Source organism: Acinetobacter sp. WA-87 (assembly GCF_039938935.1).
GTDB lineage: Bacteria > Pseudomonadota > Gammaproteobacteria > Pseudomonadales > Moraxellaceae > Acinetobacter > Acinetobacter seifertii.
Genome location: NZ_JBDUVF010000001.1, coordinates 649,477 through 672,173 on the forward strand (window position 1 = coordinate 649,477; position 22,697 = coordinate 672,173).

21 protein-coding genes and 1 pseudogene are annotated in these 22,697 nt (G+C 39.1%); 13 read left to right on the forward strand and 9 right to left on the reverse strand.

Features of this window, described 5'->3' with window-relative positions:
* Positions 1-308 precede the first annotated feature (308 nt).
* Positions 309-1,493, forward strand: a complete 1,185-nt coding sequence (locus ABFY81_RS03145) for a hypothetical protein (RefSeq protein WP_347913000.1) — start codon at positions 309-311, stop codon at positions 1,491-1,493.
* A gap of 61 nt (positions 1,494-1,554) precedes the next feature.
* On the opposite strand, the gene ABFY81_RS03150 is transcribed toward ABFY81_RS03145, so the two are convergent.
* The 4 genes from ABFY81_RS03150 to ABFY81_RS03165 form a co-directional block, all read right to left on the reverse strand.
* Complete coding sequence (locus ABFY81_RS03150; protein WP_347913001.1) at positions 1,555-3,021, reverse strand: MFS transporter; 1,467 nt, start codon at positions 3,019-3,021, stop codon at positions 1,555-1,557.
* A gap of 194 nt (positions 3,022-3,215) precedes the next feature.
* A complete protein-coding gene (locus tag ABFY81_RS03155; RefSeq protein WP_347913002.1) occupies positions 3,216-4,607 on the reverse strand; it encodes an LLM class flavin-dependent oxidoreductase in 1,392 nt (463 codons plus the stop codon).
* Between the two features lie 167 nt (positions 4,608-4,774).
* Positions 4,775-6,067, reverse strand: coding sequence for an acyl-CoA dehydrogenase family protein (locus ABFY81_RS03160; RefSeq protein WP_347913003.1), 1,293 nt, complete (start codon positions 6,065-6,067; stop codon positions 4,775-4,777).
* Positions 6,068-6,185: 118 nt separating this feature from the next.
* Complete coding sequence (locus ABFY81_RS03165) at positions 6,186-7,004, reverse strand: hypothetical protein (RefSeq protein WP_347913004.1); 819 nt, start codon at positions 7,002-7,004, stop codon at positions 6,186-6,188.
* Positions 7,005-7,657: 653 nt separating this feature from the next.
* Between ABFY81_RS03165 and ABFY81_RS03170 the strand changes: the two genes are divergently transcribed.
* The 7 genes and pseudogenes from ABFY81_RS03170 to ABFY81_RS03200 all read left to right on the forward strand — a co-directional run bounded on the left by ABFY81_RS03170 (position 7,658) and on the right by ABFY81_RS03200 (position 13,984).
* Positions 7,658-9,103, forward strand: coding sequence for a cytochrome ubiquinol oxidase subunit I (locus tag ABFY81_RS03170; protein ID WP_151761741.1), 1,446 nt, complete (start codon positions 7,658-7,660; stop codon positions 9,101-9,103).
* Entirely contained in the window at positions 9,096-10,103 is a 1,008-nt protein-coding gene (gene cydB, locus ABFY81_RS03175) for a cytochrome d ubiquinol oxidase subunit II (RefSeq protein WP_019458891.1), read from the forward strand. Before ABFY81_RS03170 ends, cydB begins: the two co-directional genes overlap by 8 nt.
* A 14-nt stretch (positions 10,104-10,117) precedes the next feature.
* Positions 10,118-10,252 (forward strand): hypothetical protein, encoded by a 135-nt coding sequence (locus ABFY81_RS03180; RefSeq protein ID WP_000749813.1) that lies wholly within the window; start codon positions 10,118-10,120, stop codon positions 10,250-10,252.
* 93 nt (positions 10,253-10,345) lie between these two features.
* Positions 10,346-11,764: a PLP-dependent aminotransferase family protein gene (locus ABFY81_RS03185; RefSeq protein WP_347913005.1), complete on the forward strand. Its 1,419-nt coding sequence runs from the start codon at positions 10,346-10,348 to the stop codon at positions 11,762-11,764.
* A gap of 16 nt (positions 11,765-11,780) precedes the next feature.
* A pseudogene (locus ABFY81_RS03190) lies at positions 11,781-11,933 on the forward strand (MFS transporter); the annotation flags it as partial.
* A 188-nt stretch (positions 11,934-12,121) separates the two neighbouring features.
* Positions 12,122-12,952, forward strand: a complete 831-nt coding sequence (locus ABFY81_RS03195; protein WP_001098856.1) for an oxidoreductase — start codon at positions 12,122-12,124, stop codon at positions 12,950-12,952.
* A 39-nt stretch (positions 12,953-12,991) separates the two neighbouring features.
* Positions 12,992-13,984, forward strand: coding sequence for an AraC family transcriptional regulator (locus tag ABFY81_RS03200; protein ID WP_111853692.1), 993 nt, complete (start codon positions 12,992-12,994; stop codon positions 13,982-13,984).
* 3 nt (positions 13,985-13,987) lie between these two features.
* Here the strand turns inward: ABFY81_RS03200 and ABFY81_RS03205 are convergent, their stop codons facing one another.
* Together ABFY81_RS03205 and ABFY81_RS03210 are read right to left on the reverse strand one after the other, a co-directional pair.
* Positions 13,988-14,581, reverse strand: a complete 594-nt coding sequence (locus ABFY81_RS03205; protein WP_347913006.1) for a GNAT family protein — start codon at positions 14,579-14,581, stop codon at positions 13,988-13,990.
* 42 nt (positions 14,582-14,623) lie between these two features.
* The gene (locus ABFY81_RS03210) at positions 14,624-15,259 is read right to left on the reverse strand and encodes an FMN-binding negative transcriptional regulator (RefSeq protein ID WP_347913007.1); all 636 of its coding nucleotides are present in this window, start codon (positions 15,257-15,259) and stop codon (positions 14,624-14,626) included.
* Positions 15,260-15,374: 115 nt separating this feature from the next.
* Between ABFY81_RS03210 and ABFY81_RS03215 the strand changes: the two genes are divergently transcribed.
* Complete coding sequence (locus ABFY81_RS03215; protein ID WP_347913008.1) at positions 15,375-16,865, forward strand: PLP-dependent aminotransferase family protein; 1,491 nt, start codon at positions 15,375-15,377, stop codon at positions 16,863-16,865.
* 7 nt (positions 16,866-16,872) lie between these two features.
* Here ABFY81_RS03215 and ABFY81_RS03220 read toward each other — a convergent pair whose 3' ends face one another.
* Both ABFY81_RS03220 and ABFY81_RS03225 read right to left on the reverse strand, forming a co-directional pair.
* Positions 16,873-17,562 (reverse strand): LrgB family protein, encoded by a 690-nt coding sequence (locus tag ABFY81_RS03220; RefSeq protein ID WP_002157453.1) that lies wholly within the window; start codon positions 17,560-17,562, stop codon positions 16,873-16,875.
* Positions 17,563-17,574: 12 nt separating this feature from the next.
* Positions 17,575-18,006 carry a CidA/LrgA family protein gene (locus ABFY81_RS03225; RefSeq protein WP_005069824.1) on the reverse strand — a complete coding sequence of 144 codons (432 nt, stop codon included), beginning with the start codon at positions 18,004-18,006 and terminating at the stop codon, positions 17,575-17,577.
* Positions 18,007-18,116: 110 nt separating this feature from the next.
* Between ABFY81_RS03225 and ABFY81_RS03230 the strand changes: the two genes are divergently transcribed.
* The 3 genes from ABFY81_RS03230 to yghU all read left to right on the forward strand — a co-directional run bounded on the left by ABFY81_RS03230 (position 18,117) and on the right by yghU (position 20,663).
* Positions 18,117-19,022 (forward strand): LysR substrate-binding domain-containing protein, encoded by a 906-nt coding sequence (locus ABFY81_RS03230; RefSeq protein ID WP_347913009.1) that lies wholly within the window; start codon positions 18,117-18,119, stop codon positions 19,020-19,022.
* A gap of 120 nt (positions 19,023-19,142) precedes the next feature.
* On the forward strand, positions 19,143-19,769 hold the full coding sequence (yfcF, locus tag ABFY81_RS03235) for a glutathione transferase (protein WP_347913010.1): 627 nt from the start codon (positions 19,143-19,145) through the stop codon (positions 19,767-19,769).
* A gap of 33 nt (positions 19,770-19,802) precedes the next feature.
* Positions 19,803-20,663 carry a glutathione-dependent disulfide-bond oxidoreductase gene (gene yghU / locus ABFY81_RS03240; RefSeq protein ID WP_347913011.1) on the forward strand — a complete coding sequence of 287 codons (861 nt, stop codon included), beginning with the start codon at positions 19,803-19,805 and terminating at the stop codon, positions 20,661-20,663.
* Positions 20,664-20,699: 36 nt separating this feature from the next.
* On the opposite strand, the gene ABFY81_RS03245 is transcribed toward yghU, so the two are convergent.
* A complete protein-coding gene (locus tag ABFY81_RS03245) occupies positions 20,700-21,620 on the reverse strand; it encodes a LysR family transcriptional regulator (RefSeq protein ID WP_347913012.1) in 921 nt (306 codons plus the stop codon).
* A gap of 125 nt (positions 21,621-21,745) precedes the next feature.
* On the opposite strand from ABFY81_RS03245, the gene ABFY81_RS03250 reads away from it, so the two are divergent.
* Positions 21,746-22,483 (forward strand): SDR family oxidoreductase, encoded by a 738-nt coding sequence (locus ABFY81_RS03250; RefSeq protein ID WP_347913013.1) that lies wholly within the window; start codon positions 21,746-21,748, stop codon positions 22,481-22,483.
* Positions 22,484-22,697: the final 214 nt, after the last annotated feature.

The window sequence follows — 22,697 nt, forward strand, 5'->3', positions numbered from 1 at the left end:
TAGAATAGATACAAAATTAAAATACTTATATATCAATAATTAAAAATGTTATTCCCAAATCATATGATTGGAAAAGCCTGACATAAGCTCTCTAGTATTTTATCCTACTCACCTTTAATCATTTTTTCTTTTGGTCTATCACATTAGATGTTTTACGTCTAATCAATTTTCACCATTTTTTATAAAGATCAGATTTTATTATCTTTTTATCTTAAAACCTCTGCAAATATTGAGATTTAGACAAATCTTTTTCTGGTTTATACATGACGCAAGTTTAATTTTTTATTTTTAAGAGGAGAAAATATATTTTGTTTAAACATTCCCAAAATTTAAAAAAAATATTCATCGCTACGACTTTGACTACCTTTAGTCTTTCAAGCCATGCAGCGCTTACCTTTGGTAATGCTGAAGAAGGTGAACTTAAAGTAAGTGGTACTGTTCGGGCTAAATATGTTTATGATTTTGACTCTGAACCCTCTACCAGTAAATTTTCTTTTAATGACGCCGTATTATGGCTAGATTACAACTCCCCGAAATGGATTGGCCGCTTAGATTATCGGGTTTATGAATATTACGGGCGTTTAGGTGATGCAAATTGGCTCACCGATGCATGGTTGGGTTATAAAATTGATGACAATAGTAAAATTATTGCTGGCTTAAACCCCGTTCCTTTTGGCTTGGGTCGCTTTTGGGGAAATACTTATTATTTAGGCATTGCCAATAGTGCGGGTTGGGAAGATGTACACAACCTTGGCGTGAAATATGATTTCAATGATGGAATCAATGAGGCACAATTTGCCTTTTATCCTACCGATGGTGGCACCTATAGAGGTAAAAGCAAAGACTCGAGTCGATTTAGTATCAACCCTGTCAATGCAGATGACTCTGTACCAGAAGGCACCAATACCAAAGAAAAGAACTCCATTGTTGTTCGTGGTGCTCATACCTTTAAAAATGTCTTAGGCCAAGAAAATTTCTCTACCCAACTGGGTGCTTCTGCATGGTATTCCACCATTGAAAACAAACGTTCAGGGCAAGATGGGAATCGCCAAGTCTATTCGGTTTTTAGCAACACCAATTATAACCAATGGAATTTACAGCTTTTGGCTGGTTATCAAGACATTGATAATGCCGACAATCAATATAAAGACCACCTGACTTTAGGTGGTTTCGATTATTCATTTAACTCGGCAACCAAAGGTCAGATTTATTCAGCCGAACTCAGCTATTTGTTCCCTCAGCAATTTGGCCCAATTACCTCTGTTCGGCCGTATTTAAACTACAGCTCTTATCGAAAAGAGCAAGATGGTTTTAAAGACTCCACCCGTTTTATTCCCGGCATTGCCTTTAACTATCAAAAATTGACAGTACAAGCCGAGTTGCTGATGGGTAAACATGATCCATATCTAGGAGATAGTGAGGGTCTTGCAGCTGGTGGAAGCAATGATAAATGGAATAAAAAAGCATTTGTAATTTTTGCTTATTACTTCTAACTCCAAGAACAAAGGCCAACAATTGTTGGCCTTTGTTTTCATTTAGATATTTATTTTTACTCTAGTCGATTACAGGTGAATTATTGAGAGGAAGTTCTGTTTTATCTTCATCTATAACATCGACATCTTGGGCAGTAGGCTCAAACTTAATCAGTAGTCCAATCACAATTAAAGGAATAAAAGCAAAGATAGAAATAATCAGGTAAACATCGGTTTTATATCCCGCCATCCAGATCGGTAAAACAAACAAAGCAATTGCTTGAGCAACACCTGTTACTGCACGGTTAAAGCCGACACCAACGCCACGAATCGAAGCTGGATAAGCCATGGTTGGATAAACCATCATTTGTGCCCCTGGCCCAAAGCCTTCGGCAAAAAGCCATAAACCGAGCATGCCAATTGCTGTATAGAGTAAAAAGCTATTACCGGGTTCACCAATGAATGCCAAGGCAATAAGGGCTATAAATTGGAGTAAAAAGCCTGTAAGCAACACATGACGAGATTTAAATCTGCTAGCAACAAATACGCCTAACAGTCCACCCGTAAATGCAAACAGTAAATTAAGTCCAAGTGTGGTGGTAATGGTCGTCAAGACATCGGTATGAAAGAAACGCGTTAAAATAGAAGGTAAAAAGAAGGCAATGGTCGTGTACTGAAATGCAACCGAAATGTGAATCACAATTGCCACAATCGTTCTTGGTAAATAGATTTTATTAAATAAAACTGCAAAACCCTCGCGCTTTTTCTTTTCAGCAGTTCTTTCTACTTTTTCAACTGTAGCGACTGCATGAATTGCATAGGATTCTTGTAGAACTTTAGCTGCTCCCTTTAAATCGCCTTGGTTTGCAAGCCAGATTGGTGATTCAGTTAAATATTTACCGCGAATAAAAATAATGAGTAACGCTGGCACTGCTCCAAAAATTAAAGATGCTCGCCATAACCAGTTGCTATGCTCAGGGGGTAAAAGAAAATAAAGCGCCAGAACTAGACCAAAACAGACCGAAGAAGCGGCATACCACATTGGGCACCATGCAGCTAAACGCGCTGACTTGTTGCTACTACCGTTAAACTTGGAAAACTCAGATAGGTATGACATTGCCACAGGCAGATCAATACCCACACTAATTCCCATAATGAATCTGGCTACAATCAGAACCCATACATTCGGTGCAAAACCAGCAACAATTGCCGCAATAACAAAGAGCACCATGTCCGCCATAAAGACCCGATAACGGCCAATTTTATCTGTCAGCCAACCACCAATCAGGTTACCCACAATGGTTCCGCAGACAATTGCTGAAGCTACGACCCCAGTCATGACTGGGCTTAAGGAAAATTCTGAGATGACTTGCTCAATACCAAAGGACAGGGTTGTTAAATCATAGGCATCAATAAACACACCTATCAGTGCCAACCAAATAACTTTATTCGACTTACCCTTCCCTGCAAATTTTGAAATTAATTGTGAAACATCATCGGGAGATTTAATTTCATAACGGTGGTTATGATCGAGTTCTTGTGTGCTCACTTAATAATTCCTGTATTTTAATCACAGAAACAAAATAATGATTATTCGCACCATACAAAAACAAATTAATCTGATGTTTTAATCTAAATTATAGAATTATCTTTTCATTATTAACTCAGCAGTAAATCCGATATAAAAATACAAAATAAAAGCCGGTATTTAACCAGCTATTTATCTAAAGGCTTTTCAAAATATTAACTCGCCTCAGCAAGTTTTAACTCTTTTAGATTACGATATTTTGCACCGCGGTGATTTTCAGGCAAATATGGCCCAGCACCAAATAATTTTTCTCTTAATGTTCCTTGTGTATACGAAGTTTGATATACACCTCGTTTTTGCAACTCCGGAACAACAAACTCAACCACATCGGCAAAGGTTTGATGAGCCAAAATATAGGCAAGGTTAAAGCCATCAATATCGGTATCTTCAACCCATTGTTGTAGAGCATCCGAAACGGTTTCTGCCGAACCCACCAATACTGGCCCATTACCGCCTAAGCTGTTCCAGTTTGCAATTTCTTCAATAGTCCAAACACGTTCTGGGTCCGCATTCACATAAGAATCCAATAAAGATTGAATGGCATTGGTTTGAATATATTCAACTTTGTCCGTTGGCTGGTATTGTGAAAAATCCACACCAGACCAGCCAGACAGCAATGTTAAAGCGCCATCGTAACTTCCATAGCTTTGATATTCTTTAAACTTAGCCTGTGCTTTTGCATCTGTTTCATCAGTGACAATCGACAAAAGTGCATAAATTTTAACTGAGTACGGGTCGCGGCCTTCTTGAGCCAATTTTTGGCGAATACCCTGCACCACTTTTTTAGTAGCAATTTTAGACGGCGCTGCAATAAATACACACTCTGCATTTTGACTAGCAAACTTCTGCCCGCGTGAAGATGCCCCCGCTTGATAAAGTACTGGTGTTCGCTGCGGTGATGGCTCACAAATATGGATACCCGGTACAGTAAAGTATTTACCTTCGTGCCGAATTGGATGCACTTTTTTATGGTCAGCAAAAATACCGCTTTCACGGTCACGAAGTACCGAACCTTCTTCCCAAGACCCTTCCCAAAGTTTGTAAAGGACTTCTAAATATTCATCAGCAATATCATAACGATTGTCATGATTAACCTGAGTTTTTAGGCCCAAGTTTTTCGAACCACTTTCTAAATAAGACGTCACGATATTCCATCCAACTCGTCCTTTGGTTAAATGGTCTAGCGTGCTAATACGTCTAGCAAAAGGATAAGGATGCTCAAAGGAAATAGAGGTCGTGACACCAAAGCCCAAGTGCTTTGTAACTGCCGCCATCGCTGGCACAATCTGTAGCGGATCATTGACTGGAACTTGTACTGCACCTGTTAAGGCATGTTCAGCACTTTGATGATAAACGTCATAAATACCAAGCACATCTGCAATAAAAATACCGTCAAAAAAACCACGTTCAAGAATTTGTGCTAAATCTGTCCAATATTCTAAATCTTTATATTCAACAGATCGATCTTGAGGATGTCGCCATAATCCAGGAGATTGGTGGGCAATACAATTCATTTCAAAAGCATTAAAACTAATTTTCTTAGTCATCAAATATCAACCAGCATTTTATTTAATTTTTATACTAAAGCAATTTTTAGGTTTTCTTTATAATATAAACCCCAAACAAAATATGATTTTATTCTAATAGATTTTTATAATTTAATTTAAACAACCAAAATAATATTAAGCCGCTTAAAATCTAAAACTAAAATTTATTATTTAGCAACATTCCCTATTCGCCATTGATACGGTGGTAATGTGCCGTTTACACTAAAATCACCGATAATTCGATTTTTAAATACTCTCGGGTTATGTGAAGATAAAGTTCGTACATTACGCCAGTATCGATCTAGACCTAAATCTTTGTCTGTTGCAGAAGCACCTAAAGCGTCAAATAAAATTGTAGAAGCATTTAAAATCAAATCGGTAATAACCGTTTGAGATTGTGCACTTTCAAGCTCAGCAAGTGCATTTTGCTCTTCTTCAAGCTGCTCATTATTTTGAAATGCAGCTAAGTAAGCACGTTGTAAGCTTTGTGCGACTTTTTCAACAATCGCCCCTGCACTGTAAGCCGCGCCACGGATTTGGCCTACTACTTGTAAAATTTGCGGATCCTGTTTTACAAATTGAGCATTTGCATGCGTATAGTTTCGGGTACGTTTAGCAACAGCTTGAGAAACATCATAGGTTGCAGCACGTCCTAGACCTGTAATGATTGCCAGTTGGACCAGTTGATAGTAAGCCGCTGAATATTTAAAACGGTCATCATCAGGTAAAATTTCAGTTTCGTCGACCAACACATCATGGAAATATGCTGTACCGCTTGCGGTGAGTTGCTGACCAAAGCCATTCCAGTCATCAACAATTTCAACACCTTCATCTTCACGGCGCACAACCACTGAGCCAGATTCACCCTTTAAATCTGTTACACCAACATCCACCCAATCGGCATATAGACTCCCTGTGGTGTAATATTTTTTACCTTTAACACGAATTTTTCCTTCACTGTCTCGATACAAATGTGTTTCGAACTGATCAATTGACTCTTTCCCTCCTTCAGACCATGCACTACCGACTGTTTCCCCATTTGCAATTCGGCTAAGCCAACGCTGTTGAAACGTTTTGTCTTTACTTACCAACACATCTTCAGTGAAACCAAAATGCACACGCAAAGCTTGCGGTAAGTTTGAGTCCGCTTCTGCAAGTTCAATGAGCAATGCAAATAATTCAGGAATAGTGGCATCAAAGCCACCACGATCTTTTGGAAGTCTTAAACGTGTAAAACCAACATCTTTGAGCCACTGAAGTTGTTCATAAGGCAAAATATGCTGTTGCTCACGGATTAAAGCCCCTTCTTTAATACGGGCAAAAGTTGGTCTGAAATTTTTTGCCAATTCATCATAACGCTCAGTTGGCCCTTCACCCCACACGCGAGAAATGATTGAAGCCTGACTAAGTGCTGCATGCGTTAGTGAACCGAGATGATGCTCAAAATTTAAATTTGTCATGTAAGTAAAACCAATATTGCTTTGCTTTTACCATAAAATATTTATTTCACATGAAAACGATTATTTTTTTATAACAGTATTCAATCTTGATATAACACCAATCAAAAGCCTGACCGCTCTAAGCGATCTCTTTCTTGGTAAGACTATGCTGACTTTGCAATAAGGTTTGCATATATTCTGAATAAACAGATAACTTTTCAAAAATATGTTCTGAATAAAACATATCATCAATTAAGTGAGTCATTTGACTGGCAGTAAAGGTATCGCATAACCCGACCAGTGCTGCATTCATTTGCGCAAAATGAGCACATAACTGTACATATGCTTCATCTTTATTTTTAAATAATAATTTACGCATATCTAGCTGATCTAAGCCTTTTAGACTTTCATCTTTTACGACTTTGACCCAATGAATTTTTATTTTTAAGAACTGTTTAAGTTGCTTTAAAGCCTCTAAATCAAGCTCTAAATGTGTTATTAAAAAAACTGTGGAGATATCGCTTCGACATAATGCTTTGATTAATTTTAAATAAATAAAGTCAGCTTCTCCCATCTCTATTAATTCTAAATCTAGATATATTTTTAGGCTTTCTAAAACTTCATCTATCTTAAATACGACCTTCTTGTCAGCTTGATAGTATTTATTAAGAATAGTAAGCACAGGTGGTGTTGCAGGTGTTGTATAAATAGCAGCTTTGTTTAGGTTCGCAAAAATAAATGGTGAGAATAGATAAGCCAAACTGCTTTGCTGTGGCTCAATATGCGACTGAATTAAATAAACCGTTTGAGTTTTAGAAAAGTCTCTGAGTACTTTCGCTCTAAGTAAAGTTGCTTCAAGGTTCACATAAGTCTGTTCTAACTGATCTATTACCAAGGTAGAAATAGACTGATTTTTAATAATTTTATGTAGAACATTGAGTTGAGAAGTAATAAACATTTTTTAACATCCAAGCTATTTTAGAAGCGCTACACTTACACTCAGGTCTTTAAGAAACACGCAGCAACCGGACCCTACACAAAACAACAATGGAAATAGAAAAGAAGAACATAATCATGTGCTTAAAAAAATCTAAAGCAGCGTTCACATTGAGTATTGAAGGTTGGTTTAGGTCGACGGTAAATCCTGTTCATTTTTATTGTGAACTTTAGAGGACTGAATATATAGCTACAGATGAGCGAAAAAAAACTATAGCACCCCCTCGAAACAGCACTGAACTGTTATAGTTTTATAAAAAATTTCTGTATCTATATATACAAATAGAGCGAGTGCATGATTAAGAAAACTTCTTAAGGTAGGTAGTTTTCATGAGACGATCTATTGCATATCGACAGATATTTCATCAATGTTTCAATGCAACATGCATTTTTACAAATGCAACATCAAGCATAAACTTTGCTAACAGATTGAAAACAATCAATCGCCCTATTCTATTGAAATATCAAGCAATTATATTGCTTTACCCTGTTGGCATTTTACTTGCTAAGAACATTTATCACAGAAGTAAGTTTAATCGCCAGAGTACTTTTTTGCCTGAAAATAAGTATTTAACTCATTCAATCATCATCAGCTAGTTCACAGGGGGAAAGTTTATGAGCCTCGGTCTAACCGCTCTAGAATTAGCGCGAATACAATTTGCTTTCACAGTATCCTTCCATATTATTTTTCCAGCCACATCCATCGGACTTGCCTGCTTTTTGGCAGTTTTAGAATGGAAATGGTTAAGAACGCAAAACCCAATTTATAAAGATCTATTTAAATACTGGATTAAGATCTTTGCCGTTGCGTTTGGTATGGGAGTTGTTTCCGGTGTCGTAATGAGCTACCAGTTTGGTACCAACTGGAGTGAATTTTCACGAGTCGCCGGAAGTATTACGGGTCCTTTACTTACCTATGAAGTGTTAAGTGCCTTCTTCTTAGAAGCAGGTTTCTTAGGCATTATGTTGTTTGGCTGGGGACGTGTTGGTCCTAAAGCCCATTTCTTTGCCACACTTATGGTTGCTATCGGAACATGTATTTCCATGTTCTGGATTTTATCTTCCAATAGTTGGATGCAAACCCCGCAAGGTTTTGCGATCGAAAATGGCATTATTGTGCCTAAAGACTGGCTAGCTATCGTTTTTAACCCATCGTTCCCTTACCGCTTTGCCCATATGGGTGCTGCTGCCTTCTTGGTTTCATCTTTATTGGTCGTAGGAACATCTGCATGGCATTTAGTAAAAGGCCGTCGTGATGAACTGGTGAAAAAATCATTCTCGATGGGTCTTTGGATGGTACTTGTGACTTCATGTTTACAAGTGGTGATTGGTGATAACCATGGTTTAAACACTCGTGAACATCAACCTGCCAAACTTGCCGCAATGGAAGGTCACTGGGAAACCAATCATAACGAACCAATGCCATTACTGTTATTTGCTATTCCAGATATGAAAGAAGAACGTAACCACTTTGAAGTGGGGGTTCCATATTTGGGTAGCTTAATTTTGACTCACAGTTTAGATGGTCAAGTCACTGGTTTAAAAGATTTCGCACCTGAAGATCGTCCAAACTCGACCATTATTTTCTGGAGCTTCCGTGTGATGGTTGGCCTTGGTGTCCTTATGGTTACCTTATCACTGATTGCCCTTTGGCTGCGTAAAAGCGGAAAACTTTATGAAACATCATGGTTCCACAAATTTGCTTTACTAATGGGCCCAGCAGGTTATGTTGCATTACTTGCAGGCTGGGTAACCACTGAAGTAGGCCGTCAACCTTGGGTCGTATATGGCATTATGCGAACCAAAGATGGCTTATCTCATACGGTGTCGGCAGATCAAGTCGGCCTCAGTCTCTTTATTTTTGTAGTGGTGTATACCATCGTTTTTGGTAGCGGTATTTACTACACCTTAAAACTCATTAATAAAGGCCCATCATTTATCGATACACCAAATATAGAATCTGGTGGTGTTGGACACTTTAAAACACCAATGCGCCCACTCAGTGCAGTTGATGAAAATATTGACAGCAACCAAAAATCTGGGGAGAACCGTCATGATTGATCTTTCTTTAATATGGGTCGGTATTATCGGTTTAGGTGTCATGATTTATGTGGTCATGGATGGTTTTGACTTAGGAATCGGGATCATGTTCCCATTCATTAAGAACAGCCAAGAACGTGATGTGATGATGAATACCGTCGCCCCTGTCTGGGATGGTAACGAAACGTGGATGGTACTCGGAGGTGCTGGTCTATATGCAGCATTTCCACTGGTCTATTCAACAGTTTTATCAGCACTCTATCTACCTATTATTTTCATGGTGATTGCCCTGATTTTCCGTGGCGTTGCTTTTGAATTCCGTTTTAAAGCTCATCGCACCAAACATCTGTGGGACTTGGCTTTTATTTGGGGTTCGGTTTTAACGAGCTTCCTTCAAGGGATTATTTTGGGTGCTTATATTCAAGGGATTAAAACCGAAAATGGTATTTATGCTGGTGGGTCTCTTGATTGGTTATCACCATTTACGATCTTTACAGGTATTGGTGTAGTTGCTATGTATGCAACTTTGGGTTGTGGCTGGCTCATTTTAAAAACTGAAAAAGGCTTACAGCAACGTATGTATGAGCTTATGCCTAAGCTAATTATTGCACTACTCATTATTTTTGGTGCTGTAAGTTTATATACGCCTTTGACTCATCCTGAAATTGCAGATCGCTGGTTCTCTTTACCAAATCTTTTCTATTTTAGTCCCGTACCTATTTTGGTCTTATTGTTTGTTGGCCTAATTTTATCGGCATGTAAAAAGCAGAATCACGACCTCAAACCATTTGCATATACATTGGCTCTCGTTTTCCTTGCATTTACTGGTTTTGTGATTAGTTTATGGCCTTATATTATTCCACCATCAGTCACCATCTGGCAGGCCGCAGCACCTCATTCTAGCCAAATGTTTGCTTTGGTTGGTGCACTTATTTTGATTCCAATCATTATTGCTTACACCATTGTGTCTTATTGGGTATTTAGAGACAAAGTCCGTGTAGGTGATGAAGGCTATCATTAAGTATGGAGGGTTTTATGAAAAAGTCATCCGTTAAACTCAACCAAACCCAATGGTTTATTCTGTTATGGCTTGGTGGTTTCTTAGCCTTAGCTGTAATTGCGGGATTGTTTAAAGTGATATTGATTTATGCAGCCCCTTACTTAAAGTAATTCCATCCTTATAGACAAATGCCGTTTGTAGATTCTGCAAACGGCATTTATTATTGATTCAGTGCATCTTTTTTTATTTCGTGCAGCTCATACATGTATAAATCAGAACAACTCGCCCATAGCATTCGCCAACTCATTGAGAGCGGCACTTTAAATGCACATGAAAAATTACCTTCGTTGAGAGATCAGGTACAACGCTCTGGCTTTAGTCTAATGACCGTAATGAATGCTTATCAGGAGCTTGAATCCCAAGGTCTGATCTATTCAAAAGAAAAATCGGGATATTTTGTTGCCGAGCAAATTGCGCTAAAGTCACTCGAGCAATATTCAGTTGTTTCGCTCAATTCTAAAATTGAAATTAATTCTTTAGTTTTTAAATATCTTAAGTCAATTCAACATGAGTCTGTCGTACCTTTTGGGTCAGCTTTTCCGGACAGTCAGCTTTTAGCTGCTCCCAAACTTATTCAAATTATGGGGCAACTTGCACGGCAAAGACAAAGCTACGACCAGACAGCAAGCCTACCTCCCGGTAATTTAGCCTTAAGAAAACTGATTGCTCAGCGCTACTGTATGCAAGGCATACAAACCGACCCAGATGACATTGTCATTACATCAGGAGGTTTAGATGCACTGAACCTTTCCCTACAAGCTGTTGCTCAACCTGGCGACTATATTCTATTGCAACAAACCGTATTTTACGGCGCTTGGCAAGCTGCCGAGCGTTTAGGGCTTAAAGTGATTACCATTCCTGAACACCCTCAGCATGGTTTTGACTTAGAAGCTTTTGAACAAGTTATTCAAACATATCCTATCAAGGTATGTTGGCTCATGCTGAATGCCCAGAACCCGATTGGTTTTACTGTTAGTGATGACATTAAATATAAAATTGCCAAACTACTTCATGAGCATCAAATTTATTTGATTGAAGATGATGTGTATGAAGAGCTTTTTTATGGCGGTCAAAAACCACTTTCGATGAAGTACTTTGACCAACAAAATCTGGTACTGCACTGCTCTTCATTTTCTAAAACTTTAGGGGCAGGTTTTCGGGTTGGTTGGGTCTATGCGGGTAAGTTTTCAGACCATATTCAACACTTACAGCTTATGAGTACTATTTCAGTAAATGCACTCATTCAAAATGCTTTAGTTGAATTTTTATCTCACCATCATTATGAAAAACACTTGCGTACACTTAGACTTTCCCTTGAGCGTTATAAAAAGCAGTTTTATCATTATTTGAAGCAACATTTACCTAACTCTTGTGAAGTGTATTACTACCCAAGTGGCTATTTTTTATGGGTCAAACTTCCTAGTACGCTAGACAGTATGCAAGTTTATGAAGAGTTGATTCAGCAAGATATTGGCGTTGCGCCAAGTCCTCTGTTTAGTGTTTTACCTGCACAGCAGCATTATTTGAGAATTAACTGTTCTTTTGAATGGAACACTAAAATTCAAAGCGCATTAGATCAGGTGATTAAAACTATTCAACAAAGAGTTGAAGCAGGTTTATAAGAAGGTCCAGCCTCTTAGAATCAAGGCCCAAGCCATTAACGACATGACTGTTTTTGTTGTCGGCTTAATTTTTTCTTTTAGCGAAGATGCTTTACTCGATTTATTTGGCTGGAAAGCAATGAATATGACTTTAATCCCGTGGTTATTAATTGCCATATGTTCATCATGATTAAGCAAAAAATAAGCTTTCGCTTTATGCAGAGTTTATCTTTCTATTTCTAATAAATGATCTTTACTAAAATTTGGCGCACTTTGATTAAACATTGTCGCCATTCGATTTGGATAAATATCGTTCAAATTCCTATGATGTCTCTATCGAAAAGCAAGTTCCTTAAAACTTTAGTTGAGAGACAGAATATGAACACAGTTAAAGAAAAAATCGTTCTCATCACAGGCGCATCATCTGGTATGGGAAAAGCATTTACCAAAGCATTACTCAAAGAAGGCGCAACTGTTTATGCCGTTGCCCGTCGCGTTGATGCTATGCAAGAACTAAAAACACTCGGTGCTCATACATTAAAAATGGATATTACCAATCAGGATGATATCGACCAAGTTGTGAAAACTATTGAAAAAGAAACCCATGGTGTTGATATTTTAGTTAACTGTGCAGGCTTCGGCATGTATGGTGCTATGGAAGATACTACCCTTGCCGATGCACGCTATCAATTTGAAGTGAATCTGTTTGGTATGGCCTATTTAACCCAAAAGGTTCTGCCTAGTATGCGTAAAAAAATGCAGGGTCGAATTATCAATATTTCATCAATGGGTGGAAAAATTTATACACCACTTGGTAGTTGGTATCATGCGAGTAAACATGCTGTTGAAGGTTGGTCTGACTGTCTACGTTTAGAGTTAAAATCATTTAATATTGATGTTGTTGTCATTGAACCCGGTGCTATCGCAACTGAATTTGCAGATGTAATGATCCAACCTATGCTGGAACGTTCAGGACAAAGTGCGTATAGCCATATGGCAGCCGCGGTTGCTAACTCAACAAAAACTACAGTAGAAAAAGGTGAACTTTCAGATGTGCAAGTTGTCGTTGATATGTTGATGAAAGCTGTTCATGCATCGTCACCTAAAACACGCTATGTGGGTGGCAAATATGCCAAACTGATGATATTTGTACGTAAATGGTTTGGTGACCGTGTATTTGATCGTATGGTGATGTCAGTTATTAAATAAATGAAGTGACCCGTATAAGTTTAATGTTGAGATGCTCAAATGAAATATGCTTCAAATTTTGCCCTAAATACCAACTGGAAGTTATTACTGAATGACCTAGGCATAAATCTTGAAGATGCATTACGTTTGGCATCTCTACCGCTTGATTTGTTCAACCGTAAAGATGCAAGCCTTACGCCCGTTCAATATTTCAATTTTTGGCACGCAATTGAACAACTTGCTGGAATAAATGACTTACCTTTAAAAATCGGTCAGATGATTACAGTTGAGCTTTTTGATCCAGCGATTTTTGCCTGTATTTGTAGTCCCAACTTTAATATTGCGATACAGCGTCTATCTGAATTTAAAAGACTCGTTGGGCCCATGCAGTTACAAGTAGCAATTGATAACGACACAACAACGCTAGAACTCAAATTTTATAATGTATCTACGCCAACACCGCAAAGCCTTGCTATGTCAGAACTGGTCTTTTTTGCTCAATTAGCAAGAATATGTACAAGGCATCAGGTTATACCTTTGAAAGTTACACTGCCGGATTTACCTAATAATCTGGCAGAGTACAAAACATTTTTTGGCGTACTTCCACAAAAAAGTGAACACATTTCGATTGTCTTTTCACGCCAAGATGCTGAACGTCCTTTTTTAACAGCCAACCCGACCATGTGGTCTTTTTTCGAGCCAAACTTGCAACGTAGTCTTATACAGCTTGATGAAGATGCAACGGTTAGCGAAAAAGTTAAAGCAATACTTTTAGAAAACCTACCTGCTGGACTGTGTACGATAGAAGATGTTGCTCAAAGACTCGCGATGAGCAAACGTACGCTACAACGGCTACTTTTAGAAGAACAAACTAATTTTAAAACGCTTTTGGATGCGACACGTCAATCTCTTGCCCAACATTATTTAGAAAAATCATCAATGAGTACAGGTGAAATTTCATTTCTATTGGGCTTTCAAGAGCACAATTCTTTTAGCAGAGCATTTAAAAACTGGACGGGTAATACTCCGCAAGAATATAGACTTATGCATTAATTCCTAACGCGGTTTATTCAACATCCATTCCAGATTTTGGCGAACCGCAGGCCACTCATGTTTTAAAATGCTATAAACATGGGTATCCCTCAAAATATCGTCTTTCACAATTTGATGGCTTCTCAGCACGCCATCGAGCTTTGCACCCAAACGTACGATCGCGGCTTGACTTTGAACATTTAAAGAAGATGTGCGTAACTCGACTGCAATGCAATTTAAAGTCTCAAATGCATGAGTCAACAATAGCTTTTTACATTCAGTATTTACAGGCGTACGCTGTGCAGATTTGCGGTACCACGTCGAACCAATTTCTACACGGTGATGGGCTTCTTCAATATGCATTAAGGTTGTCATGCCCAACGCCCGCCCCGTTTTTCGGTCTTCAATATAAAATGGCAGCATAGAACCAGATTTTTGCAAACCAAGACGTCTTTCAATTTCCGCAGTCATCTGTTCAGGTCTTGGCACACGGGTATACCAAAGATTATAAAGTTCCCCATCGCAAACGGCCTCTTTGAGCGCTTCAGCTTGAGTTACATCTAACGGCTTTAAAATAACGTGCTCACCCAATAACTCAACAGGTGTAGTCAAAGACATCTTTGTCTCCTCAATTGATATTAAAGTTTTATATTTTCAAAATTATTTATTTAACTCAGCGACACTATACATAGCGTCCGCTATAGTTTGATGACCAGATTTCGATAGACCATCTGCCGCGCCTAAAATGTCACGACGTTCTTTATTTTGCCCAAGTTTTGATTTTCCTTGCAGCTTGGTAATTTCAATTTCTATTCCCACAATCGCCTTTAACATTGGTTCAAGATAGTCCTTTGGTGCATCTGACATTTTCCATGGTTCAGGTTGAGATGCTTCGTGGGTACGGGTTAAACGAGCCACTACACCACGAACATAACGCTCATCATCTCGGATTGTCACTTTGCCATAAGCATGCATAACCCTATAGTTCCACGTTGGTACTTGTCTGTGCTGTTCATGTTTGGATGGGTACCAGTTTGGTGAAATATAAGCATCGCCTGCTTGGAACACGACCAACACCTCATCTCCATTTTTAATGTCCTGCCAGACAGGATTAACTCTAGACACATGCGCATGTAGCACACCCAAGTTCTCTTCATTTACCAGCAATTCAAATGGAAGATGATTTGCATCTAAGCCATTACTTCCATGAGTAAAAAGCACACCAAATGGATATTCGGTAATAAGAGAATGTAATACATCCAAACGGTTTTCTGCATAATCATCGGGGATATACATGGCTCAAAACCTCACTGTAAATATCAGGGTTATTTATATTTTGTGTTGTAAATTTTCTGGTTTCTGTGGTTTATTAAAAAGAACCACTTTATATTTTTTTAAGTAGACCAGAATTATGGCCAGAATGGCAAAAGTTGTTGAACTTCCGTCTATTGCAAAGATTGATAAAAGCCAAGGAAAAATAAGTGCCCAACTGACTCAAGCTTTACGCGAAGCTGTACAAAGTGGTGATTTACAGCCCGGCGATCCATTGCCTTCTTCACGCGAGCTGGCTCAAACACTTGGAGTCGCTCGCGGAACGATTATCGAAGCTTACGATCAACTTTTAGCTGAAGGTGTTTTTGACTCTCAAGCACGAACGGGCACCTATGTGTCTCATGCTTTAACTAAAAAAACTACGCCGCAACATTCTCAAAAAGAAACCACACCTAGCGCAATCTCTTTGACGAAGTCGGCACTCTCCTATGCCCAAGTGCTTAAAGAGTTTAAACCTCTTCCTCATGCCCCTTTTGCAGTGTCTGTTCCCATTGCCCGAACCCAACCGAGTGATATTTGGCGTAAATTTGGTAATAAATTTAGATCTCGAGGTGCAGGTGCTCCTTCGGGTTATGGTGAACCTCAAGGCGTACTATCACTAAGAATTGCTATAGCAGACTATGTACGCCGATCCCGCTCTGTCCACTGCGAACCTGAACAAATCGTGATTACACCCGGTATTCAGCAATCACTTTATATTTGCAGTCAGATTTTATTTGAAGCAAAAGATGAAGTCTGGATTGAGGATCCGGCTTATCGGGGTACAACGGCTATTTTTGAACATGCTGTACAAAACATTCGGATGGTACGTGTTCCTGTTGATGAAGAAGGCATTCAGGTTGAAACTGGAATTAAGCTTTCTAAACATGCACGTGCTGCTTTCGTGACACCCTCTCACCAATATCCACTTGGCATGCCGATGAGTCTAGCAAGACGTACGGCCTTATTAGAGTGGGCAAAACAGCAAAATGCATGGATCATTGAAGATGACTATGACAGTGAACTCCGTTATAACGGTCAACCCTTCCCATCTTTACAAGGTATGGCACCCGACCAAGTGATTTATCTTGGGACTTTCAGCAAAGTTCTATTTCCATCACTTAGACTTGGTTATGCAGTATTGCCTAAAGAGTTGGTAGCATCTTTTTGTGGACTCAGAGTATTAATTGATCGACACCCACCTGCTGCCGACCAGCACGTTTTGGCAGCTTTTATTCAAGAGGGTTATTTGGAACGACATATTCGACGCACTCGAAATGTCTATGCAGAAGTCCGAGAATACATTATTGGCTTGATTGAAAAATACATACCTCAAGAACTGGCTTGGTTACAGCCGGGCGATCAAGGCATGCATATGGTGTTATGGCTTGCTCAGCATATTAATGATATTGACGTTGCAAGCTCGGCAGTCGATGCAGGCATTGCCATTAAAGCAATTTCACCGACATTTTCACAAGAACAACAACGTCCGGGTTTAATTGTTGGCTTAGGTGATTTTGAACCGGAGCTGATGAGACAAGCCATCAAAAAACTATCAAGAATTATTCAACAACATGACAAATCAAGTTAGATAAAATCTACAACAGCAACCATAGATGAATCGCAAATGGCCCAATCAGTACCATTAAAATACCTGCAATGACCATGGTTAAACTGGCAATCACACCTTCTTCACTATTGCGCTGCTGTGCTCTAACTGTACCAAAACCATGCGCTGCATTTCCGAAAGCTGCACCATTTGCCACGTTAGAACGGATTTTAGTAATCGCTAAAATTGCATCGCCGCAAATCATACCGACCAAACCAGTAATGACCGTAAATAGTGAAACCAATGCTGCCGAACCGTGAATATCTTCCGCTAAAATCATGGCAAATGGTGTTGAAATAGAACGGGCCATCAAACTATTGGTGACTTCAGGGCTAAAGTGGAACCACTGTGCCATTTCATAGGCAGACATCACACCTACACTCATCCCCACAATAATCGCAATCGAAAGGACTCCAAGGTTTTTACGAATCGTTTCGCGATAACGATAAATCGGTACAGCGAAAGCAACCGTTGCTGGTCCTAATAAATTAACAATCCACTGCGTATCTTCAGCATATGTTTGATATGAAATTCCAAAAATCGTCATCAAAATGATGGTGAGTACAGGTACACTAATCGCGGGTGATAACCAAAGTTTTGGATTTTTCTGATAGATCCGCTTTGCCACAACATAGGCTGCCAAAGTCCAGATCAGACAAAGAATTGACCAAATATTCATGTCGTTTGCTCTTTAGATATGCTTATGTTGAAGACGTTTTCGGGCCTGTAAATAAGCTTTCAAACGATTGTAATAGTGAATCGTCAGACATGTACTGAGCATGACCGAAATGGTCCCAACCGCAATGCTCAAAACAATTTGCCAGCCTTCGGTCATAAACAAAGTTTTATACTGAACTACGGCAACTACAACAGGTACGAAAAACAGCAACAGTTCACCTAAAACAACGGTTGCTCCCATTGCCACCTGATCCATTTTGATAATTTTAAAGAACAGGCATAAAAGCAATAAAAACATACCTAAAATGCCTGCTGAGACAGGTACGCCAAGCTTTTGATGTAAGAGATATCCGACCCACCAAAATCCAGCCAAAATCAAAATTTGTTTAACTAAAACTAAAAGTGAAGGTTGTGTGGGTGTGCCAGAAGCAGATTCAGTACTCATTTTGCGAAATTAAATGGTTAACTACACCATTATGCTATCTTGGTTAAAGCTGCTAAATATGAATTATTCATGTTATTATCATTCCAAAATGGAATAATATATTCTTTATTATGCTTTCACTAAAATCATTACAGTGCTTCGTTACGCTGGTCAAAACAAAAAGCTTTACACGTACTGCTGAAGAGTTATATCTGACTCAACCGACTATTAGTAAAATATTACAGCAGCTTGAAGAGCAGCTTCAGGTACAGCTTTTGGTTAAACCTGATCATGGACGAAAAAGACAAATTGAACTAACTGAAATTGGAGAACGCATTTATCAACATGCGATCGAGCTTCTTCAGGCAGAACAGAACATCTTTCTTGAAATTGAAAACTACCAACAACTAAAAACAGGAACTTTAAAACTTGGCGTTCCGCCTTTAGGTTCGCAGCTTCTAACAACTGCCCTATTTGATTATCATCAGCAATTACCAGATATTGAATTGGCTTTTATGGAAGTGGGTTCACGTGGTATTGAACAAGCTTTGCTTAACAATGAACTAGACGTTGGCGTTTTATTGCAGCCTTTTGATGAGCAAATTTTCAATAGCATTGAGCTATGTAACTACCCTTTAATGGTACTTTTACGTCGGGATGCCACTTGGGCAACCCGCAAAAAAATAAATTTAGAAGAGCTACAACACCAATCATTTTTAATGTTTCCTGAAAATTTCTCTTTAAACAGTATTATTCTCGATGCCTGTAAGCAGCATGGTTTTTACCCAACCATTGCTTGCCGCACCAGCCAATGGCACCTCTTGGCAGATATGGTGCTACAACGTATGGGGATTGCGCTTCTCCCACAGTATTATACCGACATGCTTGACCCTAGTTTATTTGCAGCAGTGCCACTCGAAAAACCAAATATTCAGTGGCACTTAGTGATGGCTTGGAAAAAGAATCTTCCTGTCTCACCAGCGGTACAGGCGTGGCTTAGTATTGTTCGTGAGCATTTCCAGCACATTAAGCCCTAACGTTGAACACTGAAATAGCTTAATTCAAAAACCGATAAAGCTTTTCCACAAAAAAGCTACCCAATCTTGGATCAGCTCACTTAGACTAGATTCGATTGTTTTATGACATGGACAATAACAATGAATAACGAGCATTTTAAGCTGTACACAGATTCACAATTTCTAAGCCCCTACGCGTTTACAGTTTTTGTAGGGCTACATGAAAAACAAATTCCATTTGAAATAGCGACCATCAACTTAGGCCAGCAAGGCCAGTTTGAAAAATCTTATGTAGCAAAGTCATTAACTGCCAAAGTGCCTGTACTTGAGCATAACGATTTTGCCTTATCAGAATCATCTGCCATTTTGGAATATCTTGAAGAGCTTTATCCAAACACATCTATTTATCCAAAAGATATTCAAGCACGCGCAAGAGCAAGACAAATTCAGGCATGGCTCCGATCAGACTTAGTTGCACTAAGAACTGAACGACCAACCGATGTTATTTTTATTCAGCCCACCTCCACTCCACTTTCAGAAGAAGGCAAAAAAGCTGCGGAAAAACTTTTCTTTGTTGCAGAAAAACTTCTTGCGTCTGATGCCGAATTTCTTTTTGGTTCATGGAGCATTGTGGATGCTGAACTTGCCCTAATGTTGCAACGCCTTATTCAAAATGGTGATGCTGTACCAGAACGTATAAAAAACTATGCATTACAGCAATGGCAACGCCCGAGCGTTCAAAAATGGCTTGCCTTGCGACATAACTAAAACCTTATATTTACACCAAACACGAGATAAAAAATGAGTGATTCAAACTATATTCCTCCACAAGTTTGGCAATGGACTGGAGAAAAAACCGATTTAAACCAACCTACCTCAGGTGCGCGTTACGAGCATACACTTCCGGTAGGGAAACATCCGCTCCAGCTCTATTCTTTAGCAACGCCTAATGGGCAAAAAGTCACTATTTTGCTAGAAGAACTTTTAGCATTAGGTCATCAAGATGCTGAATATGATGCATGGCTGATTAAAATTGGTGAAGGACAGCAATTTGGCAGTGGCTTTGTAGAAATTAATCCCAACTCTAAAATTCCAGCATTGGTTGACCATAGCCAAAACCCGCCATTAAGAGTGTTTGAGTCTGGTTCAATTTTGCTTTACTTGGCTGAAAAGTTTAAAGCATTCATTCCAACTGATATTGCTGCACGTACTGAATGCCTTAATTGGTTATTCTGGCAAATGGGCAGCGCACCTTACCTAGGTGGCGGTTTCGGGCATTTTTATGCTTATGCACCCATTAAAATTGAATATGCAGTTAACCGCTTTGCCTTGGAAACAAAACGATTGCTTGATGTGTTAGATAAGCATCTAGCAAAGCATGAATATTTAGCAGGCTCTGAATATAGCATCGCTGATATTGCAGCATTCCCTTGGTATGGCGGTCTTGTTAAAAACTGGGTGTATAACGGCGCGGAGTTTTTAGGTGTCGATCAATATAAAAATGTTCAACGCTGGGCAGATGCGATTTTAGCGCGCCCTGCGGTACAACGTGGTCGTATGGTCAACCGCACTTTTGGTGATTTAGCTACACAGTTGCATGAACGCCATGATGCAAGTGATTTTGAGACCAAGACTCAAGATAAATTGCAGAATCAGTCTTAAAATATCATTCAGTTTTTGACTTACCCGCAAGATATTTCATTTTTGCGGGTATTCAAAGTTGGCAAAATACCCCGTATATAACTCACTCAGCCAAGCGACAAAAACTCGTACGCGTGGCGAGAGCTGCCTGTGCTGAGGATATAAAGCAGAAACTGACATCTTCGGGATTTGCCATTCAGATAAAACCTCAACCAGTTGTCCGTCTTTTAACTCATTCGCTACATGATAGCGCGGAACCTGAATTAAACCTGCCCCACGTAAAGCAGATAATACATAGTTTTCAGCATCATTTACCACGATCCAGCTTTTCAAAAAATAATCTTGTTTCTTGCCATTCACCATTAATTCAAATGGATAATTTCGCCCGCCTGATGTAGAAAAGAAATTAACGCAATAATGTGATAACAAATCTTCTGGTTGCTGTGGTGTTCCATGTTTATTTAGATAGTCAGGACTTGCACAAATGACTTGTGGCATATCGACTAAATGTCTAGCAATTAAAGTGGAATCATCCAAACGTCCTGCTCTCACCACACAGTCTATCCCTTCCCGAATCAGATCAACCAAACGATCACCCGTACTAATTACAAGTTCAATGTCGGGATACAACTCGTGAAATTGGTCGATATTGGGTAAAACAATTTTAGTTGCATGTGCGCCTGATAAATCGACACGTAATAAACCGCGGGGCTGAGCAATTACATTGCGTAAAGACGATTCGGCATCATCGAGTTCCGATAATATTTGTGTACAACGCTCATAAAATGCCTGCCCATCTAGTGATGGTCTTACATGCCGAGTCGTCCGCTCTAGCAAACGACACTGCAAATTATTCTCTAACTCTTTAATGGCATTACTTGCTGTAGCGCGTGGGATATTTAGCTGATCGGCTGCCTGACTAAAACTACCCAGCTCTACGATGCGGGTAAAAAGTTGCAAGGTATCAAATTTATCCATGGTGCTCGCTTTTAACCTTGTCTATTATTAATAAATATGGAATTATCTTATCCAGTTATCAAGATTTATCCCATATTTCTATATTATTAAAATAAGCCATACCTACTCAAACAGGCAATCTAAAAATGAATATTTCAAAAAAGACAGCTCTGGTTACTGGCGCATCACGTGGTATTGGTCGTGCTATTGCTGAACGCTTAGCTCAAGATGGTTTTTATGTGATTGTTAACTATTCGGGCAATAAGGTTCATGCCCAAGCCACTGTAGATCATATTATTGAGCAAGGTGGTCAAGCCTCAGCTATTCAAGCGGACGTTGCAAATGAACATGAGGTGATTCGTTTATTTCAAGAAGCTAAAGCCATTAACGGTCAATTAGATGTGGTAGTTCATAGTGCCGGCATTATGCCTATGGCAAAAATTACACCTGAAGGTCTGCCAGATTTCGATAAAGTAATTCATACCAATTTACGTGGCGCTTTTTTAATTTTGGCGCATGCAGCCGAAACGGTGCCAGATGGTGGTCGGATTGTTACGCTTTCAACCAGTGTAATTGCCAAATCTTTTCCGGCCTATGGTCCTTATATTGCTTCAAAAGCAGGTGTAGAAGGTTTGGTCCATGTGTTAGCAAATGAGTTACGCGGCCGAAATATTACTGTAAACGCAGTTGCGCCCGGCCCGACAGGAACTGACCTTTTTTATAATGGAAAAACTGATGAGCAAGTGGCAGCAATTGCAAAACTCGCTCCCTTGGAAAGAATCGGAACACCTGAAGAAATTGCCAGTGTAGTTGCCATGCTAGCTGGCCCAGATGGACGTTGGATAAATTCACAAGTCGTTCGAGTAAATGGTGGATTTGCTTAATTTTTAAAACCGTGTGGATTATTTTTAATTCACACGGTTTTCTTAACTATTAAAATGATTATTCCATGCATTTCAATTAAAAAACTATATAAGCTTAATTAATACTTTTTTATAAAAATATCCCCCATTCTTATTTATCAAAATAATATATATAAATAGATATTCCTTATTTTTGCTTATATTTAAAAACGCGTAAATTGAACAATAACAATCT

What these genes read in the sequence shown, in the direction of transcription:
- ABFY81_RS03155 (WP_347913002.1), bottom strand. Translation starts at nt 4,607, where the DNA reads ATGACTAAGAAAATTAGTTTTAATGCTTTTGAAATGAATTGTATTGCC.
- ABFY81_RS03160 (WP_347913003.1), bottom strand. Translation starts at nt 6,067, where the DNA reads ATGACAAATTTAAATTTTGAGCATCATCTCGGTTCACTAACGCATGCA.
- ABFY81_RS03165 (WP_347913004.1), bottom strand. Translation starts at nt 7,004, where the DNA reads ATGTTTATTACTTCTCAACTCAATGTTCTACATAAAATTATTAAAAAT.
- ABFY81_RS03170 (WP_151761741.1), top strand. Translation starts at nt 7,658, where the DNA reads ATGAGCCTCGGTCTAACCGCTCTAGAATTAGCGCGAATACAATTTGCT.
- cydB (WP_019458891.1), top strand. Translation starts at nt 9,096, where the DNA reads ATGATTGATCTTTCTTTAATATGGGTCGGTATTATCGGTTTAGGTGTC.
- ABFY81_RS03180 (WP_000749813.1), top strand. Translation starts at nt 10,118, where the DNA reads ATGAAAAAGTCATCCGTTAAACTCAACCAAACCCAATGGTTTATTCTG.
- ABFY81_RS03185 (WP_347913005.1), top strand. Translation starts at nt 10,346, where the DNA reads ATGTATAAATCAGAACAACTCGCCCATAGCATTCGCCAACTCATTGAG.
- ABFY81_RS03195 (WP_001098856.1), top strand. Translation starts at nt 12,122, where the DNA reads ATGAACACAGTTAAAGAAAAAATCGTTCTCATCACAGGCGCATCATCT.
- ABFY81_RS03200 (WP_111853692.1), top strand. Translation starts at nt 12,992, where the DNA reads ATGAAATATGCTTCAAATTTTGCCCTAAATACCAACTGGAAGTTATTA.
- ABFY81_RS03205 (WP_347913006.1), bottom strand. Translation starts at nt 14,581, where the DNA reads ATGTCTTTGACTACACCTGTTGAGTTATTGGGTGAGCACGTTATTTTA.
- ABFY81_RS03210 (WP_347913007.1), bottom strand. Translation starts at nt 15,259, where the DNA reads ATGTATATCCCCGATGATTATGCAGAAAACCGTTTGGATGTATTACAT.
- ABFY81_RS03215 (WP_347913008.1), top strand. Translation starts at nt 15,375, where the DNA reads ATGGCCAGAATGGCAAAAGTTGTTGAACTTCCGTCTATTGCAAAGATT.
- ABFY81_RS03220 (WP_002157453.1), bottom strand. Translation starts at nt 17,562, where the DNA reads ATGAATATTTGGTCAATTCTTTGTCTGATCTGGACTTTGGCAGCCTAT.
- ABFY81_RS03225 (WP_005069824.1), bottom strand. Translation starts at nt 18,006, where the DNA reads ATGAGTACTGAATCTGCTTCTGGCACACCCACACAACCTTCACTTTTA.
- ABFY81_RS03230 (WP_347913009.1), top strand. Translation starts at nt 18,117, where the DNA reads ATGCTTTCACTAAAATCATTACAGTGCTTCGTTACGCTGGTCAAAACA.
- yfcF (WP_347913010.1), top strand. Translation starts at nt 19,143, where the DNA reads ATGAATAACGAGCATTTTAAGCTGTACACAGATTCACAATTTCTAAGC.
- yghU (WP_347913011.1), top strand. Translation starts at nt 19,803, where the DNA reads ATGAGTGATTCAAACTATATTCCTCCACAAGTTTGGCAATGGACTGGA.
- ABFY81_RS03245 (WP_347913012.1), bottom strand. Translation starts at nt 21,620, where the DNA reads ATGGATAAATTTGATACCTTGCAACTTTTTACCCGCATCGTAGAGCTG.
- ABFY81_RS03250 (WP_347913013.1), top strand. Translation starts at nt 21,746, where the DNA reads ATGAATATTTCAAAAAAGACAGCTCTGGTTACTGGCGCATCACGTGGT.